The sequence below is a fragment of the Corynebacterium tuberculostearicum SK141 genome, from assembly GCF_000175635.1.
Lineage (GTDB): Bacteria > Actinomycetota > Actinomycetes > Mycobacteriales > Mycobacteriaceae > Corynebacterium > Corynebacterium tuberculostearicum_C.
This window is the reverse complement of record NZ_ACVP01000023.1, coordinates 1-17,941: the sequence shown is the minus strand read 5'-3', so window position 1 is coordinate 17,941 and position 17,941 is coordinate 1. Positions and strand designations below refer to the sequence as shown.

16 protein-coding genes are annotated in these 17,941 nt (G+C 58.1%); 9 read left to right on the top strand and 7 right to left on the bottom strand.

The annotated features are described in order from the left end of the window. Positions 1-3 precede the first annotated feature (3 nt). Together CORTU0001_RS06575 and CORTU0001_RS06570 are read right to left on the bottom strand one after the other, a co-directional pair. Positions 4-1,368: a PFL family protein gene (locus CORTU0001_RS06575; RefSeq protein WP_005324827.1), complete on the bottom strand. Its 1,365-nt coding sequence runs from the start codon at positions 1,366-1,368 to the stop codon at positions 4-6. A 1-nt stretch (position 1,369) separates the two neighbouring features. Then, on the bottom strand, positions 1,370-1,639 hold the full coding sequence (locus CORTU0001_RS06570) for an ACT domain-containing protein (RefSeq protein WP_005324826.1): 270 nt from the start codon (positions 1,637-1,639) through the stop codon (positions 1,370-1,372). Positions 1,640-1,743: 104 nt separating this feature from the next. Between CORTU0001_RS06570 and CORTU0001_RS06565 the strand changes: the two genes are divergently transcribed. The 5 genes from CORTU0001_RS06565 to CORTU0001_RS06545 all read left to right on the top strand — a co-directional run bounded on the left by CORTU0001_RS06565 (position 1,744) and on the right by CORTU0001_RS06545 (position 6,123). Beyond that, entirely contained in the window at positions 1,744-2,418 is a 675-nt protein-coding gene (locus tag CORTU0001_RS06565) for an NAD(P)H-binding protein (protein WP_005324825.1), read from the top strand. 21 nt (positions 2,419-2,439) lie between these two features. After that, a complete protein-coding gene (locus CORTU0001_RS06560; RefSeq protein ID WP_005324824.1) occupies positions 2,440-3,411 on the top strand; it encodes a nucleoside hydrolase in 972 nt (323 codons plus the stop codon). A 182-nt stretch (positions 3,412-3,593) separates the two neighbouring features. After that, the gene (locus CORTU0001_RS06555) at positions 3,594-4,304 is read left to right on the top strand and encodes an ECF transporter S component (protein WP_179387566.1); all 711 of its coding nucleotides are present in this window, start codon (positions 3,594-3,596) and stop codon (positions 4,302-4,304) included. Continuing rightward, positions 4,304-4,996: an energy-coupling factor transporter transmembrane component T family protein gene (locus CORTU0001_RS06550; protein WP_005328386.1), complete on the top strand. Its 693-nt coding sequence runs from the start codon at positions 4,304-4,306 to the stop codon at positions 4,994-4,996. The genes CORTU0001_RS06555 and CORTU0001_RS06550 overlap by 1 nt, the downstream gene beginning before the upstream one ends. Continuing rightward, positions 4,987-6,123, top strand: coding sequence for an ATP-binding cassette domain-containing protein (locus CORTU0001_RS06545; RefSeq protein ID WP_005328385.1), 1,137 nt, complete (start codon positions 4,987-4,989; stop codon positions 6,121-6,123). The genes CORTU0001_RS06550 and CORTU0001_RS06545 overlap by 10 nt, the downstream gene beginning before the upstream one ends. A 77-nt stretch (positions 6,124-6,200) precedes the next feature. Here the strand turns inward: CORTU0001_RS06545 and CORTU0001_RS06540 are convergent, their stop codons facing one another. Together CORTU0001_RS06540 and can are read right to left on the bottom strand one after the other, a co-directional pair. Then, entirely contained in the window at positions 6,201-6,776 is a 576-nt protein-coding gene (locus CORTU0001_RS06540) for a TetR/AcrR family transcriptional regulator (protein WP_005324819.1), read from the bottom strand. A gap of 191 nt (positions 6,777-6,967) precedes the next feature. Further along, positions 6,968-9,781, bottom strand: coding sequence for an aconitate hydratase (can, locus tag CORTU0001_RS06535; protein ID WP_005328384.1), 2,814 nt, complete (start codon positions 9,779-9,781; stop codon positions 6,968-6,970). Positions 9,782-10,109: 328 nt separating this feature from the next. Here can and CORTU0001_RS06530 point away from each other — a divergent pair, with 328 nt between their 5' ends. From CORTU0001_RS06530 to CORTU0001_RS06520, 3 genes are all read left to right on the top strand, one after another. Next, a complete protein-coding gene (locus CORTU0001_RS06530) occupies positions 10,110-10,574 on the top strand; it encodes an Rv1476 family membrane protein (RefSeq protein WP_005328382.1) in 465 nt (154 codons plus the stop codon). Between the two features lie 1,714 nt (positions 10,575-12,288). Continuing rightward, positions 12,289-13,743: an NlpC/P60 family protein gene (locus CORTU0001_RS06525; RefSeq protein ID WP_005328380.1), complete on the top strand. Its 1,455-nt coding sequence runs from the start codon at positions 12,289-12,291 to the stop codon at positions 13,741-13,743. A 31-nt stretch (positions 13,744-13,774) separates the two neighbouring features. Continuing rightward, positions 13,775-14,848, top strand: coding sequence for a ferrochelatase (locus CORTU0001_RS06520; protein WP_005324811.1), 1,074 nt, complete (start codon positions 13,775-13,777; stop codon positions 14,846-14,848). On the opposite strand, the gene CORTU0001_RS06515 is transcribed toward CORTU0001_RS06520, so the two are convergent. Beyond that, positions 14,845-15,618, bottom strand: coding sequence for a hypothetical protein (locus tag CORTU0001_RS06515; RefSeq protein WP_005328378.1), 774 nt, complete (start codon positions 15,616-15,618; stop codon positions 14,845-14,847). The genes CORTU0001_RS06520 and CORTU0001_RS06515 overlap by 4 nt on opposite strands. A gap of 33 nt (positions 15,619-15,651) precedes the next feature. On the opposite strand from CORTU0001_RS06515, the gene CORTU0001_RS06510 reads away from it, so the two are divergent. Then, a complete protein-coding gene (locus tag CORTU0001_RS06510; RefSeq protein ID WP_005328377.1) occupies positions 15,652-16,491 on the top strand; it encodes a DUF3097 domain-containing protein in 840 nt (279 codons plus the stop codon). Here the strand turns inward: CORTU0001_RS06510 and CORTU0001_RS06505 are convergent. Both CORTU0001_RS06505 and CORTU0001_RS06500 read right to left on the bottom strand, forming a co-directional pair. Then, the gene (locus CORTU0001_RS06505; RefSeq protein WP_005328374.1) at positions 16,488-17,066 is read right to left on the bottom strand and encodes a hypothetical protein; all 579 of its coding nucleotides are present in this window, start codon (positions 17,064-17,066) and stop codon (positions 16,488-16,490) included. The two genes, CORTU0001_RS06510 and CORTU0001_RS06505, sit on opposite strands and share 4 nt — an antisense overlap. 54 nt (positions 17,067-17,120) lie before the next feature. After that, complete coding sequence (locus tag CORTU0001_RS06500) at positions 17,121-17,837, bottom strand: TVP38/TMEM64 family protein (RefSeq protein ID WP_005328372.1); 717 nt, start codon at positions 17,835-17,837, stop codon at positions 17,121-17,123. Positions 17,838-17,941: the final 104 nt, after the last annotated feature.

Sequence of the window (17,941 nt, the reverse complement as noted above, 5' to 3'; positions counted from 1 at the left end):
GCGCTAGTTGCGGAATCCATGCACCGGGGCGGGGATGAAGCCGCCGCGGTTTATGAACTGCGTATTGCCCACCTGATTGACCGGGATGACAGGGGCGTAGCCAAGAAGCCCGCCGAAGCTGACCTCGTCGCCTACCTGGGCGCCAGGTACCGGAATGACGCGTACTGCGGTGGTTTTATGGTTCATCACGCCAATGGCGGCCTCATCAGCGATCATGCCCGAGATCGTCGCGGCAGAGGTGTCGCCCGGCAGGGCAATCATGTCGAAACCAACCGAGCAAATAGCGGTCATGGCCTCCAGCTTGTCCATGGAAATGGAGCCGGACTTGACCGCGTCGATCATGCCTTTGTCCTCGGAAACGGGGATGAAGGAACCTGACAACCCGCCCACGCGGGAACAAGCCATCATGCCGCCCTTCTTAACGGCGTCGTTAAGCAGAGCCAAGGCCGCAGTGGTGCCGTGGGTGCCTACCTGGTCTAGGCCCATGTGCTCCAAGATGTGCGCAACCGAATCGCCCAATTCGGCGGTGGGGGCAAGCGAAAGGTCGATGATGCCGAAAGGCACTCCCAGGCGCTCCGAGGCCATGTTGCCCACCAGCTGCCCGGCGCGAGTGATCTTGAAAGCAGCCTTCTTCACCTCTTCTGCAACCTGGTCTAAGCTGGCCCCCTCGAGCGAGCCCAAGGCACGGTCGACCACACCCGGGCCGGAAACGCCCACGGAGACCACGCAATCGGGTTCCTCAATGCCGTGGAAGGCGCCGGCCATAAAGGGGTTATCTCCCACGGAGTTTGCAAAGACCACGAGCTTGGCGCACGCAATGGCGGAATCGTCTTTGGTCAGCTCGGCCGCTTCCTTGATGACCTCGCCCATCTTCTTGGCTGCATCCATGTTGATGCCCGCGCGGGAGCTGGCGATGTTTACGGAGGAACACACGACGTCCGTAGTAGCCAGCGCCTCCGGAATGGAGCTGATGAGCTTTTGCTCCGCGGTGGTAGCGCCCTTTTCTACCAAGGCGGAATAGCCGCCCACGAAGTTGACGCCTACCTCCTTGGCTGCCTTGTCCAGTGCCTTCGCCGCATCAACGGGGTTTCCCTCTACGCCGGCCACCACCAAGGAGATGGGGGTTACGGAAATGCGCTTATTGACGATGGGGATGCCGAGCTCGCCCTCGATGCCTTCGCATACCTCGACGAGGCGCCCTGCCTGCTGGGTGACCCGGTCATAGATGGCCTGGCAGGTAGCCTCCATGGTGGAGCGGGTGCATCCGAGGAGCGAGATGCCCATGGTCACGGTGCGGATATCGAGACGATAGTTCTCAATCATCTCGATGGTGTCCAAGATATTGGTGGTATTAAAACGCGTACTCATATTAAATTTCGTTCATGGCGGTGAAGAGGTCTTCGGACTGAATGCGGATGGACTGGTGCTTTTCCTCCGCCACGGGGCGCATGCGCTCCTTGATGGCCTGGATGGAGACCTTGTCCGCATCGAATTCGACGCGCAGGATCATGGTGAAGTATCCGCCCATGAGCGTCTGGGAGACGTCAATGACGTTGATATCGAGTTCTGCAAGGGTAGTGGTCACCGCGGCGATGATGCCGGTGCTATCGGCTCCGGTGACGGTCATAATGGCATACATGCGTGCAATTCTATCTGCTTGCCGAGCGCGCCGCGGTGGTTTGTGCGTGCCGGAGTAAGGAGGCCGTCTGCACGCCGGCCGCGCCGTTGTTACGGTGGGGCGGTATGACTGATAAGAAGAAGATTCTGTACATCGGTGGACACGGCAAGGTCGGGCTGCTGACCGCCCCTAAGCTGGTTGACGCCGGCCATGAGGTCCACTCCCTCATCCGCAACCCAGAGCAGAAGGCCGAGATTGAAAAGCTCGGCGCGACCCCGGTTATGGCTGATATTACTGAACAAACCGTGGATCAGTGGGCAGAGCTTTTCGCCGCTTATGACGCTGTAGTCTGGGGCGCTGGCAATGGCGGCCGCGGTGGGGCAGACCTCACCTGGGCCGTCGACCGCGATGGCGCCCTCGCTACCCTCGACGCCATGGACAAGTTGCAGCAGGAGGGCAAGAATGTGCCTGCCTATGTGATGATCTCTTATGTCGGCTCCCAGGTAGCAACCACGGATCCTGCCGATGAGAAGTGGTATGCCTACGTGGAGTCCAAGAAGGAAGTAGACAACCGCCTTGTACAGGCCAGCTACCCGCACCTCATCCTCAAGCCAGCGATGCTGACCGAGGAACCAGCCAAGGGCATTGAGCAGATTGAGGATAAGAAGCTGAAGGAGTCTCTGACTTCTTCTCGCGAGCTGGTTGCGGACGTCATCGTCGAGTCCCTTGGCCGTGAAAACCTGCCGGGATCCCCGCTTGCCTTCGTTGATGGCGACAATCCGGTGAGCTCCATCAAGTAAGGCGCTAGACTGGCTGGCATTATGACTGCTAAGCCACCAGCTGTACTTATTGATTGCGATCCCGGCGTCGACGATTGCCTCGCCCTTATGTACCTGGCGGGGCTGCATCATGCCGGGGAGATCGAGCTGGTGGGGGTTACCACCACGGCCGGCAACGTCGAGGTCCACCGGACCGCGGATAATGCCCGCTGGATTCTGGACCTGTGCTCGCTTTCCGACGTCCCCGTAGCCCCCGGCCTACCCCAACCCCTCAAGGTAGATCTCACCACCACCCCTGAGACCCATGGCCCGACAGGGCTGGGCTACGCACACGCCCCCGCTGCCGCCGCCAAGCTACAACAGCGCGATTGGCAGCAGGTATGGGAAGAAGCATTAGCCACCCATGACGATCTGCAGCTGATCGTTACTGGACCGGTCACCAACCTTGCGGCCTTCGAAGCAACCCATAGCGAGGCTGCCGCGCGCTTCGGTGCCATCACCATCATGGGCGGCGCGGTCAATTACGGCGGAAACACCACGCCAACTGCCGAATGGAACTTTTGGGTGGATCCGCACGCCGCCGCCCAACATTTTCATTCAAACGCCCCACGCGTTCTCACCACGCTGTGTTCCCTCGAAGTAACGGAACAGTTTCTCATTACTCCGCAGCGCCTAGACGAGGCCTTGGAATTGTTGGGGGAGCACCCCACGGCACAAATCCTGCCGGACGTGCTGCGTTTTTATTTTGAATTCCACCAGGCACAGGGGGAGGGATATCAAGCTCAGATTCACGACCTCTTGACCTGCATGATTGCACTCGGACGCATCAATTTCGACGCGATAGAAACCACCATGGACGTCGAGGCGGAATCGCCACTGCTGCGTGGTACGAGCGTCGCAGATTTGCGCAACCATTGGGGCCGCGCCCACAACGCGCGGCTGGTAACAAGCGCAGACATGGAGGCCGCACACCACGAATGCGCGCGGGCATTGACGCTATTGGTTTCGCATTAGTGGCTTTTAGCACGCAGAGCCTCTACTATTATCCGCGGCGCACGTGCCGTGCGAGCTCGCTTTCCGAGGTGACATAGGAAAGCAGCACCATCCGCGGTCGGCGTTTATTTTGCCCATTTTTCGGTATATGGATTTGGACTTTTACTGTGTCACAGCTTTCTCTCACCCCCGTCCGCAAGGCTATGGTCATCGCGGGTGCACTCATCGTCGCCGCAACCTGGATTTATCTGGTTCTTCTGCGTCCTACTGATTGGGAATCCGTTGCCGGCTCGACCGAGGCGCTCATTACCCTCGCCGGCTACCTCGTTGGCGCCGCGCTCCTTCTCACCGGCACCGTTCCGGCATTACCGGCGCGAACCATCGCCATCATCCCGGTAGCACTAGTGCTCAATATTGTTGTCGGCGAAATCATCGGTTCTATCGGTGTTCCGCTGTATATCGACTCCGTGGGAACGATCCTGGTAGCCGCGCTCGCGGGACCCATCGCCGGATTGGCTACTGGTACCTTGTCCTCCGTCGTATGGGGACTGTTGAACCCCGCCGCTTTGCCCTTCGCCGCCGTGTCCGCCGCCACGGGGTTCCTCTCCGGACTGGTAATCAAGAAGGGCGCTTTCACTAAGGTGTGGTGGGTCATTCTCAGCGGCGCCATCATTGGAATCATTTCCGGCATGCTCGCCGCACCAGTGGCTGCCTTTGTTTATGGCGGTACCGCAGGTCTTGGTACGGGCGCGGTTGTTTCGCTCTTCCGAGAATTGGGCAATTCCCTCATCGCCTCGGTTACGCTGCAGTCCTTTATTTCGGATCCCCTGGATAAGGCACTGGTTTTCCTCATTGTCTGGGCAGCGGTCAAGGCACTGCCGCAGCGCACCCGAGAATCCCTTCAGCCACGTTAATGCACGGCCTTCATCCCGCCACCGTTGTCACCATCGCGGCCTGCGGCTGGATCCTTACTTTGGCGCTGAATAACCCGGTGGCGTCGGCAAGCGTAGCGCTCATCGCCCTAGCCTGCGGTACTGCCGCTACCCGCAACGCTTCCGTGATTTTGACAACATTGGCGCTAAGCGCCCCAGCGGCCCTTTCCATGCTGGTCATTCACGCCCCCTACGGTGATGACCCAGTGCTGCCGCTGCTAACAAGCGACGGCCTGGTTCTCGCCGCCACCCTCACCCTGCGGTTCTGCGCCCTCATGGCCTGCTTCATCGCGGCCATGGCAGCCCTGCGCATTGCTGATATCGCCAAGTGGCTGCAAGTGTCGCGCGCTGGCCACAAGGTTGCCTATATCGTTGGAGCCTCGCTGCAAACCCTGCCCCAAGGTGCGCACGCTTGGCGTTGCGTGCGTGACGCAAACCAGCTCGCCGGCATCACCGTGACCTGGCGCAATACCATCTCGCGCGTCATTATTCCCGTCATCGCTCGCCTCCTTACCCAAGGAACCCAACGTGGCCAGGCCCTCGCCGCCGTCGGATTCGACCAAGAAGGGCAACGCACCCTACTGCGCCCCGTTGCTGATTCCATGGCCTCCCGCGTCGTACGCTTCCTCATTCCGCTAGTAACCCTTGCGGTGGTGATTGCTACATGGATCTAGCCCGCATTAAGCCCAATCCTGGGGCCATATATCAAGTACTTGTCGAGCCCGACACAGCCGTCGAAGACGTTGCCGTGCACCTAGCCGAGCACCTATCTACCGAAGCCATCATCGGCGCGGATGCCTCAGCACAGATTAGCTTCCTGCGGGAAACCTGTATCGAAGAAGTGGTTTTAGGCCTCGAAAATGCCGGCGTGCCTGCCCCTGAAATGCAGCGGCGCGGGGAGCGAATGCTTCGCGCTGTAGGACTGTCTGACTACTGTGAACATAACCCAACACAGCTATCCGGTGGCCAAACGCGCAGGTTGGCGGCAGCCTGCGTTGCCATTCGCGAGCCAGAAATCATGATTGTGTGCGAGCCCGGAGCCGGGCTTGATGCTGATTCGCGCACGCAAGTGGTTCGCCTCTTGCAGGCAATGCCGGAGACTTGCGTCATTTCCGTTTCTAGTTCCTCCTGGCCAGATTTGGGTGGCGACATCATCGGAACAGACCCACTCGTAGCGGCCGTCGACTTACCGCGGGTTTCTGCAAGCCCCCGGACAGGGAGTATCGGTCCGCTAACGGCTCGCCGGGGTGCAGCAAAGAAGAAATGGTGGCACTTTTCTCAGCCCCGTGGCACTTCCTTCAGCGTCGGACCGGTGGAAATCCCTATCACGGAATCCGCGGTTACGTGGCTGCGTGGCGATAACGGCAGTGGCAAGACCACGCTCCTGCGCGCCGCGGCTGGGCTCGATGGCGCCGGAGCTGTCCCGAATCCACCCGCTCTTGCCCTGCAATCGCCATTTGATCAGGCAGTGTTCCCAACAGTGGAGGAATTCGTCCCCAATGACACCTTGCGCAACCTGTTGGGACTAAATCCGGCGGATCATCCTCTCGATCTATCATCGTCTCGCCTGCGGCTTGCGCAGATTGCCCACGTGATCGGGCAGCAGCGACCGGTGGTTCTGCTCGACGAACCAGACACCTTGCTTTCAGCTGCCGACCGCTGGCTCATGCACCAACTCATCCACTACGCACTGCAGTCCGGCAGCGCCATCGTAGTTACCTGCCACGATTCTAAGTTTGTGGCAGAAATAGAAACCTATGCTGAAGTAACGGAAAAGACACTGCTGGCGCCGCAGCTATAAGCGCATACAAAACTGCTCCCGGCTCTCTCCAATATCAGTTAAGAAGCAGCCGGGAGCAGGATTGGATGTACGGGGGATTACTGTGGGCTCGCCTGAGCACCGCGGATGGATTGCTCTACTAAGTCAAGAACATTTTCTAGTTCCGCGGTATCGCCCAAGGCAAGCCGATTAATGAATCCATCCATAAATACCTCAAGATAGATGGCCAAGGTATCGATTTCTACATCATCCCGAAGGCGGCCCTTATCCGCATTAGATGCCAAGCGTGCGCGAACGGCTTCATCACGAACCGACTGGTTTTCCTTCCACCGAGCGGCGAACGAGGGGTCAGTGCGTAGCAGGGAGGTGATTTCCAAGCGTGTGGCCAGCCAATCGTGGCGCTCAGGATGTTGGAGCATTTCCCGCATGACTTCTACCAAGCCATTTTGAGCCACGACTTCGGCCTGACGAGCGGCATCTTCTTGCGCCAAGGCAAGGAATAGTGACTCTTTGTCACCGAAGTGGTGAAAAATTGCGCCACGTGACTTACCCGTAGCTTGTTCGAGTAGCCGAACAGTCGCTCCCTCGTACCCGTGCTCTGCAAAGCAGCGGCGGGCACCTACGAGAATGTCGTGCCGGCGGCGGCTAAGTTCAGATTCGCTCACGATGGGCATAGTAGGGAACTCTCCTTAATGGGGGATATCTAAAGATTGTTTAATCAGTAATTTTAAATAAGAAATAAAATCGACGTGACGAAACGCGGGGCCGCATTGCCCTTCCTGAGAGAGGGCGGTGCAACCCCGCGTTGTCGACTGAACTTAGTCCTTTAACCCATCGGTTGGGCTAAAGGACTGCGCGAAGACGCTTAGTTCTTGACCATCTGACGCAGAACGTACTGCAAGATGCCGCCGTGGCGGAAGTAGTCAGCCTCACCCGGGGTGTCGATGCGGACGTCGGCATCGAACTCGACGGCCTCGCCGGACTCCTTGGTAGCGGTGACGTGGACGGTTTTCGGGATGGAACCATCGTTGAATGCGGAGATGCCCTCGATGTCGAAGGTTTCCGTACCATCCAGGCCCAAGGACTCGTGGGACTCGCCCTGCGGGAACTGCAGTGGGATAACGCCCATACCAATCAGGTTGGAGCGGTGGATGCGCTCGAAGGACTCAGTAATAACAGCCTTCACGCCAAGCAGGTTGGTACCCTTGGCTGCCCAGTCACGGGAAGAGCCAGTGCCGTACTCCTTGCCGGCGATGACAACGAGCGGGATGCCGGCTTCCTTATAGTTCTGGCAAGCATCGAAGATGAAGGCCTGCGGGCCGCCTTCCTGGGTGAAGTCACGGGTGTAGCCACCGGTGACGTCGACCAACTGGTTGGCCAGGCGAATATTCGCGAAGGTACCGCGCATCATAACCTCGTGGTTACCGCGACGGGAACCCAAGGAGTTGTAGTCCTGGCGGGCAACGCCGTTTTCATCGAGGTACTGCGCGGCCGGGGTGCCCGGCTTAATAGCGGAAGCAGGGGAGATGTGGTCAGTGGTGACGGAATCGCCCAGCTTTGCCAGAACGCGTGCGCCCTTGATGTCCTCAACCGGGTTCGGCTCGGTAGGCATGCCGTCGAAGTAAGGAGCCTTGCGGATGTAGGTGGAATCCTCATCCCACTTGAAGGTCTCGCCCTCCGGCACGTCCAGGTTGCGCCAAGCATCGTCGCCCTTGAAGACGTCGGCGTAGTCAGCCTCGTACATCTCGCGGGAGATAGCGGACTGGATGGTGTCCTCAATCTCCTGCGGGGATGGCCAAATGTCCTTCAGGAAGACATCGTTGCCTTCCTTATCCTGACCCAGCGGCTGTGCATCAAAGTCAAAGTCCATGGTGCCGGCGATGGCGTAGGCGATGACCATGATTGGAGAAGCCAAGTAGTTCATCTTGACATCCGGGGAGATACGACCCTCGAAGTTGCGGTTACCGGAAAGGACCGCGGTGGCAGCGAGGTCGTTCTCGTTGATGGCTGCGGAAACCTCGTCCGGCAGTGGGCCGGAGTTACCAATACAGGTGGTGCAACCAAAGCCGGAGAGGTAGAAGCCCATGGCTTCGAGATCCTTCCACAGGTCTGCACGCTGGAAGTAGCCATCAACAACCTGGGAGCCAGGAGCACAGATTGTCTTAACCCATGGCTTGGACTGCAGACCCTTTTCTGCTGCCTTACGGGCGATAAGGCCTGCGCCCACCATAACGGATGGGTTAGAGGTGTTGGTACAGGAAGTGATGGAGGCAATGGCAACCATGCCGTGGTCCAAGGTGAACTCGCCACCGTTTTGGGACTCAACGGTAATTGGGTTGGAGTGACGGCCCTTCGCGCCAGTAGCCGAGGACTCGCCGTGACCCTCACGAGCCTTGTTCAAGCCGCCAGTGACGTCCTCCATAACTGGAGCGCCGCCTTCTGCGGACATGCGCTTTGCCTCGACAGAGGATTCGTCAACGCAAACCTCGTCGGTGGTGTAGTTAGCCAGATCCTTGCGGAACTGCTCCTTGGCCTCGGTCAGCAGGATGCGGTCCTGCGGGCGCTTCGGGCCGGCAATGGAAGGAACAACGGTGGACAGGTCCAGCTCGAGGTACTCGGAGTACTTTGCCTCTGGAGCGTCCTCTTCCAGCCACATTCCCTGTGCCTTGGCGTAGGCCTCGACGCGGTCGATCTGCTCCTGCGGGCGGCCGGTGAGCTCGAGGTACTTGGTGGTCTCCTCGTCAATCGGGAAGATCGCAGCGGTGGAACCGAACTCAGGGGACATGTTGCCGATGGTGGCGCGGTTTGCCAGCGGGACAGACTTAACGCCGTTGCCATAGAACTCAACGAACTTCTGAACAACGCCGTGCTCGCGCAGCATCTCGGTGATGGTAAGAACGACGTCGGTTGCAGTGACGCCGGTAGGAATCTCACCGGTCAGCTTGAAGCCTACGACCTTCGGGATAAGCATGGATACCGGCTGGCCGAGCATGGCAGCCTCTGCTTCGATGCCGCCGACGCCCCAGCCCAGAATGCCCAGGCCGTTTTCCATGGTGGTGTGGGAGTCAGTACCGATACAGGTATCCGGGTAAGCGAGGCCCTCGTTGTCGAATACAACGCGGGACAGGTACTCGATGTTTACCTGGTGGACGATGCCGGTTCCTGGAGGAACAACGCGGAAGTTGGAGAAGTTCTCAGCACCCCAGCGGAGGAACTGGTAGCGCTCTTCGTTGCGCTGGTACTCAATTTCAACGTTCTTTTCCAGCGCATCGGTAGAGCCGAAAGCCTCAACGATGACGGAGTGGTCAATGACCATTTCGGCCGGGTTGAGAGGGTTAACCTGATCCGGGGTGCCACCCAGTGCGGAGACGGCCTCACGCATGGTAGCGAGGTCAACAACGCAAGGAACACCGGTAAAGTCCTGCATGAGGACGCGTGCTGGGGTGAACTGGATTTCGGTGTCCGGCTCTGCCTCCGGATCCCAGTTTGCCAAGGCGTTGATGTGGTCCTTGGTTACGTTCTTGCCGTCCTCGTTACGCAGCAGGTTTTCTGCCAGCACCTTGAGGGAGTAAGGCAACTTCTCCAAGCCGGAGACGGTGTTGATGTCAAAGTAGTCATAAGACTTGCCGTTGACGTCAAGGGTCTTCTTGGCCTCGAAGGAGTTCAAGCTTTCAGTCACAGGGAGCTCCATTCCTTGTTAATAAACAGTGTGTTCTGTTTGGTACTCGCCGCCAGTCGTCACCGCGGGGCAGTGCTCGGCATCATTGGTCACTGGTGTGACGCGACGCGACCATGGGGCCCGCTGTGTTGAAGGCGACAAAGAACGCGATGGTTCACCTAGATATTGTAGAGGCTAAAACCTTCGGTCGCTGCCATTGTAACAGTACAAGCGTTCTGTTTTCACCTTTTCGAGAAATTCGGCGAGTTGAGGGGAAGGACGTCTGTGGCCCGCCCGTATCTTGGGGGAGAAGAAGTTTAGGAGCCCTATATATAAGGAAGAGATACACATGGTTCCCGCGGGCGTAGATGTAGCTGATTTGGCAGGCCAGCTGGAAGAGGATGGCGTGGCCTACACGTCCCCAACGCTCAGCCAAGATGCACAGCTCAACGCGGAGGTAGCTCAAGGCTTGCGAGACGGTGACGGAGTGGCCGTGGTTGATGTGGTGGCTGATCGGGCACCTGATGTCCGTGACATTGCCCAAGAGCTCCAGGATGCGACAGGCTTGAATACCGTCATCGTACAAACCCCTCGCCATGTTTCTTCCGTCAGCGACACTTATAGCCGTGCCGACATTGAGTCGGTGCAGGCACAGATCCCGCCTGGGGTTAAACAAGTAGACCTTCTGTCTGAGTACTACAGGGGGCTAGACCAAATCAGCTTCCCGGTCGGCGCAGTGGTGGGGGCAGTTGCCGTAATCGCCGTGATTGTATTGGTTGGCTCTTTCCTAGCGGCCGGCCGTCGCAAGCCCTAATGGTTGAAAAGGATCTACGGAACCTGAGGGTGCGAGACGGGCTAGTAATGAAAGTCGGGCGAGAAGCGTGGAACATGGCCTTCCAGAATTCGACAAATAGTACCTGAAAATTAAGTTTGTTCGAGAAAGTATCACGTTAGAGGGTGAAACTTTTGCGGGCCTTTGATGCGCGGAAAATTCGGGCAACTGACCCGAAGGCGTGTACTGAAGGACTCCGGGCGAATGTGGATGACGCAGTTTCGTTCACTCACGGGGTGCCGGGAGAGTCGGTTGCGGATTGGGGAGGCAGAAGTTCGGCCTGGACTTAACGTGAGCCGGATACCTAATTGGGGATCGTGGATGGGGCGGGGGAGTGGTCAAAGTAAACCCTTAGGGGTTGACATCCGGTGGGGGAGTGGTTGAGTTGTCCTGGTTATGGTCAGACTCGGGGCTAGTAGGGCGTATGGGGCTCCGGTTGTCTAGTGATTAAAGTCACAATAACGGGATGGTAACAAAATCATTGCAGGTTAGGTGCACATGTTGAGTCATGTGAATTAACTTGACTCACGTGAATTGCGGGAAAATTGTGCGAAACGGGCGTGTCGTGACGTAAGGTTCGGTTGTCGACTCAGGAGACATTCCTTGCTTCCTGGGTTCATGGGCTTAGCCTTGACTGTCACGAGAGAACTCGCACGGGTATGTGGGGAAGCACGCCTCAAGCGAAAGTTAGAACGTCGAGTGGCCGTTCTTGGAAGTCAATGAACCGGGACCTATCGATAACGATTGGGACGCAGGCAAAGAACTTGAGCGATTACAATGTTCGAAAAATTACACATCAACCCACCTTCCGTTTATGAGGTGAGACGGGTTCATTAGAACTCCACCGTGTGGAAATTTTGGTGCGAACCTTTATATGGCTAAGGCTGAAAGCCTGTTGTTACAGAAGGTGCGTACGGAGAGGTCCATAGGGATAGGGTCCGGGAACGCCGAATCACTCCACAAGGGTCAGCTTCGTGCGGCCTGTTCATGGTTTGTGGCTGCTTGCCCTCGACGGCTCGGTAGTGCTCAAAAGGTTAGACCTTTTGGACTCCAGTTGGCGCCGCGGCGAGGTCTGCCAGAACCCGTAGAGCAGTTCTCACGGTGCTCAGTGCAACGAAGACGTGATCGGGGCATACGGAATCGCGGGTTGTAAAACGCACCCTGGAGCGTATGTCGCGCGCAGCGCAAGAATAGAAGTGGATTTCACAGTCGTGGGACTTTGTTTGAACAGAGGATAGTTGTAGACCATCTGTGTCCGGCTTGGCGGACTCGCGCAAGTAGACCTTTAGGCTCTCTTGCCAGGGTACGAGTTGTCCGGATGTCGCTGTTGTGGGGAAACAGTAGCGATTTGAGGCGGCCAATATTTGGCGCGAAAAGTTCACAACTTTCTCTAGTTCCAACATGAAAGCCCTAAGTCTGCTGAGCGTCCACAGAATGTGCACGCCCGGAGTGAAGTCTCAGCCAATGTAGGCAGTCCAATACCAATTACCGCTCTAGTGTCTGCGGGCACCAGGGGATAGTTTCGCGTATCTATAAATAACTACTCGAGGCGAACCTCTAGGCCGCCCAATAAGGCATGCGATAACGCCTGTGTTTGTGCGAAATATACAGGCGGGGATCCCGGGCATACCTATGTCCGGAGTCTTCATGGACTCTCACTAAACGAGCAGCGTGGGCCCAAACTAGGAGTATTTCAGTGGCCACCATTCGCCTTCCGCGCATTCGACATGTTCGCGCTTTCATTGCTGCAGTAGCAGGTACCGCAGCTATTTCAACGCTTTCCACCGTAGCCCCAGCGGGCGCCGATGAAGTATCGACGCCAAACCCGGGTACGGTCCAGGATCAAAACTCAGACCACGTAGCAATTGACCGTGCGGTTGCCAATGCAGATTCACTGCAGGCCGCTGTAGAGGAGTCCCGGGCAGAGCTAGGTCGCGCGGAAGCGGATGTTTCCGGAGCGGAAGACCGTATTGCTCAGATTCGAACCCAATTGGAACAAGTGAATGGCGAGCCGGGCACTAATGAAGAGTATGTTGCCAGCTTGGAAGATGAGCTGCGCCAGGCGGGGGAGGAAAAGCGAGAAGCCGAGAGTCGGGTCGCGCAGGAGCGTCGAGAGCTGGCCCAGAATGAAGCTCGACTAAACGCTACCCAAAGGTTTGCGGAGGCCACTTTTGCCCGCCAGCAGCAGGCTGCGCCCCAAGAGGGGGCAGCAAGCGGGATACAGCTCTCGCAGCAGGATTCTCTTCCAACCTCGCCAAATCAAGTTGATAATCTTGATTCTGCAGCTTCGACTAACGCCTTTACGGTCAACTCTGAAGACTTGACTTCCGAGGACAAGTCTCAGGGCTTTACAGATGAGGTAGTAGATCGGGGCTCGCTTGAGGCTCCTGGCAGTGCGGACGTTGCCGATAATCCGGAGGCTCCATCCGTTGCTGAGCAGGAGAAGACTACTCCAGAAGCGGACTTCGGAAACGCCCTCAACAAGGGTACAACGCCGACGTTCCAGAACGTCGATTTTGGCACTGGATCCTCCGTGAACGATGCGCTCGGACTTGCGAATGATATCGCCGCAGCCGTTGATGAGGACGATGTGCGCACCCTCATGCAAGGTTCATCTGACTTGCTTGGTTTGGGCAGTCCGAACACTGCACCTGCCGCCAGTGTTGACGCTCCCGAGGTGGATGAGGTAACTGAGTCCGAGGAAACCACCACTGGTGCAGATGCGGGCCGAGACGCTCAGATCGAGGCCGTGATTTCTCGCGCCGAGTCCCAGGTTGGTGTCCCTTATGTGTGGGGTGGCGGCGATAATAATGGTCCTACTGGTGGGCTTCGCGATGGTGGCGTGGCTGACTCCTTCGGTGACTTCGGTCAGTCTGGCTTCGATTGCTCGGGGCTAGTCAAGTACGCCTACGCGGCAGCCGGCCTGGACCTTCCTCATTACACTGGTGCGCAGTACCAGCAGGGTAAGAAGGTTCCTCGTGCGAATGCACAGCGCGGTGACCTTATCTTCTACGGAGCTGGTGGAAGCCAGCACGTAGCTATCTACCTAGGCGACGGCCAAATGATTGAAGCGCCACAGTCTGGTCAGACTGTTTCAGTAGTTCCAGTTCGCTGGGGTGGCGCTACTCCCGATGTTGTGCGCCTTCTCTAATCTCCAACTTTTGGTTGGTATGGTTTAGGGCATGACTGACGCACAACAGAATGCCCAAAACTTCGACGCCCTCCTCGTTCTTTCTTTCGGTGGCCCGGAAGGAAACGAGGAGGTCGTTCCTTTTTTGGAGAACGTTACCCGAGGTCGAGGTATCCCTCGCGAGCGGCTAGAAGTGGTGGGCGAGCATTATTACCACTTCGGAGGGGTAAGTCCGCTCAATGCGCTTAACCGCGAAATCATCGATCACCTCGAAGTGGAGCTGAAAAAACGCGGACATAATCTACCTGTCTACTTTGGCAATCGAAATTGGCACCCCTTTGCCAGTGAGACTGCGGAGAAGATGTCTCAGGACGGGGTGCGCAAGGTAGCTGTCTTCGCTACCTCTGCATGGGGTGGGTACTCCGCATGCCGGCAATATGATGAGGATATTCAGCGGATGCGCGAGCATCTGGCGGAGCAGGGTCTGCCGGACATTGAATTTACTAAGATTCGCCAATTCTTCGACCATCCGAAGTTCGTGGCCGAAATGGCAGCCGCTGTCACGGAGGTCTGGGGACAGGTTCCGGAAGAAAAGAAGGAATCCACTCGCTTGCTGTTTACCGCCCATTCGGTTCCCGTCGCGCACGATAACGTGGGCGGCGCAGAAGGGGATAAAAACCTTTACTCCCGCCAGGTGGCAGAGGCGTCGCGGTTGGTGGCCGCACGGGCCGGTATTTCTGATTATGACCTTGTATGGCAGTCACGTTCGGGCAATCCACGCACTCCGTGGCTCGAGCCTGACATTATTGATCACACCACTGATATCCACCACAACGAAGGTATCGACACGGTAGTGGTGTGTCCGATTGGCTTCATCTCAGACCATATGGAGGTCATCTGGGATCTCGATTCCGAGCTGCAGAAGGCAGCCGAAGAGATGGGCGTCAAGGTCCTGCGCACTCGTACAGCGGGTCCGACTCCACGGTTTGCGGAGATGGTCGTTGATCTCATCGATGAGCTAGAGCAGGGCCGCGAGTGGGAGACCAGCGGGAGCGTCACGGTGCAAGGGTGCACAGTCAATGGTGAGCCGTGCGCGGCGGGGTGCTGCGATATCTGGTCGCGTTAACGGGCAAACTCTCCAAGCGCATAAGACACGCCCGTCATGCGGGCCTGGCGGATGTGGCGCCACAAGCGAAGCAATTGTGGATCAAGGCTGTGGTCATTGATGCGGTCAGTGACGGTTTCGATGATCGCGGCCACTCGGTCGGCACGGGCAAAGAGCTTGGCTGCTCGAGCTGGCGTTGAACGGGGAAGTCCGGGTGTGTCATAGAAGTCGCTCAGGGTTCCCACGGTGAGGCGTGGGTTGGGCAAGGCCTCGGTGCTATACCCGGTTGCGGCGATGAGATCGGCGGACTCATTGGTTGCCTGAGAGAGGAGGGCATCAGCTTCACCGGGGCTTAGCCAGGCGGGCGCGGGGAGCTGCTGCTTTTCGACGACCACTTGCCACGCTGTATGGCTGTGGCGAATGTGGGGGACGAGGACTAAGTTACGCAAGGGATCATTGGTGCGAACTATGATTGCCCCGGCAGAACTTTGTGCGGCCGCGCGATAGGACTCCGATCCTGCCGGCAATGCGGGTGGCTCGCCTGGCCCGGACAGTGCGAGGCGCACGATAGGTTCTGCACGTACACCGCGATGAGCGGTAAGCTCGGAGGTCTCCGCGCGCAGCATGGCTAACACATCGACGAAGGGGGATTCGTCCAAGCATTCTGGACGTCCGCCTAGTTCAGTAAGCGCGTCCAGCAAGTCATCGGTGGTTTCATGTCCCCACAGCCACGAGCCAAGCCAGACGGCGGTGTTTTGTAAAGGTGACCATACTTCGGCGCGCATATCCATGGCGAGCCAGTCTAGTAGATAGACTAACGGGCCATGAGTTTTGATCCTTATGGCGGAGATATTTTTGCTGGCCACTCGCGGTCGAAGCCGCGCCAGTACCCGGAAGTACCAGCCGAGCCCGGAATGGTAGTGGAAGTGCGCGGCGATGACTTTGTGGGGGCTGTTATGGGCGTGGATAAAACCGTTTTCGGTGAGGTGGTACGCCTTGAGGATCGCCATGGCGTAGAACGGGTCTTTAACCTGGTTAAAGGCGGGTTCCTAGTGGAAGGAAAGCCGGTAACGCTTACCCGGTACGTCGAAAAGCAGGCTCCCCGCAAATCCAACTCCGGCTCCCGCCGCGTAGAAAACGTGGAGGCAAAGGTTGCCGCGCCATCGCGCATTTGGGTGGAGGGCGTGCATGATGCCGCCATTGTGGAGAAAGTGTGGGGTCACGACCTGCGTGTGGAAGGCGTGGTCGTCGAATACCTCGAGGGTTTGGACAACTTGGAGGCGCGCCTCGCAGAATTTCAGCCAGGGCCGGGCCGCAGGGTCGGCGTATTGGCCGATCACTTGGTTCAAGGCTCCAAGGAAACCCGATTAACGGAAACCGTGGGAGAGCATGTCCTGGTCACTGGACATCCCTTCATCGATATCTGGGCGGCGGTAAAGCCGCAGCGCGTAGGCCTGCGCGAATGGCCAGATGTGCCCTACGGCGAGGATTGGAAAACCGGTATTTGCCGCCGCGTAGGGTGGAGCGACCCGAAGGATGGGTGGCGTCATGTCTATAACTCCGTGCATTCCTTCCGTGACCTGGACTCCAGCCTGATCGGCGCCGTGGAGCGCCTCGTGGACTTCGTTACTACATCTGAGTTGAGCAAGTCCGACTTGCTCTAGGGGTGGGCAAGGTTGGCGCGTTCAATGAGGTTGACGGCCAACTGCCACCCCGCCATCTCCGCGCTCCAGCCGGCCGCTTGGAGGCGTTGCGACATGGCTTGCTTGGAAATTCCTAGCTCTTCGGCGGCCTCATTCTGGTTGAGTCCTGCGCGGACGAGCGAGGTTGCTTCGCGCCCTTCGATGGTGCGCTTGTGCAGAACGTACCCAAGCAGGGCAAAGGTGGCTGCAATATCACTTGCCTCCGAGGCGCGCCCGCGCTTATTGAGTTTGGCGTAGACCTGCCCCATGCGGGCGGACTTCCGCAATGCAGCGGTTGCTACCTGGCGCGCGCCTTCCTCATCTTCCTGGTTGCCGGGGCTAATGCCGATGCCGATAGCCCAGTCGCCGTCGGCAAGCAAGGCCATGACCACGTCGCACACGGCAGTTGCTGAATCAACTACGGCGCAAATATCTTCCACGCCGAGCACGTGGAACTCGCCCACACCATTGAGGGTGGATAGAGCCGTTGCAGAACGTTGGACCAAATCTGCGCGACGCACGGAGCGGCCCCGGTAGCGGGCGTGGACAGCAAGCACAGAAAATCCTCCTTAAGGAACCAATTGCGAAATAGTCTACCGCTCGTACTTGACTTATGGGCGAGTGGGGAGACGCGAATCCATATACAGCCCGCCCATACCAATCGCGGCAAAAGCTACCATGGCGACAATGATGCCGGGCGACGTGTGGCCGGTGAGGGCATCGCCGAAGAAGACGCCGAGGGCAGTAGTCGGGATGGAACCGAGGAGGGTGGCCACGGTGAAATGGCTAAGCTTCACCGGAGTTAGGGCGGCAACATAATTCAGGAGACTGAAGGGGACGCCGGCTACCATTCGCAGCGAAGCGATGGCCAGCCAGCCGCGTCGCTCCAAGTGGGCATTGATTTTAAACACTGCGGGGTGGGTCAGGTGCGGACGGATCCAGTCTCCAAGGAGCGTGCGGACGATGAGGAGCGACAGGGCCGCAGACACCGTCAAGGCGCACAAGGAGAGGGCGAGGCCCTTCCATGGGCCAAAAAGTATTCCTGCGGCTACCGTCCACAACGTCCGGGGAAAGGGAAGCTGCGTAAATATGACATAACCTAGGGTGAAAAGGAGAGGAAACCACGCGCCATAGCGGGTGGAAGCGTCGCGCAGCTGGGACACGTCCGGCAGATCGAAGAAGTAAAGGAGGGTGACGCCGGTGACGATGGCGGCGAGGACGGCTACCCAACGACGCATCGACCACTGGAGAATTGACCGCCAAGCGGACCAGGCGAGCGATTTGAGGAAATGGCCGAAGCTGCGCGCCCAACTCAAAAGTGTGGTCATGGGGGAGATCGTAGTCCTTGTGGGAGTACTGAATAGAAAAATCCGGCGGCTACCTTAGTGGTAACCGCCGGTCCGGTTGTGCCCGAGGGGGTGTCTGGTTCCAT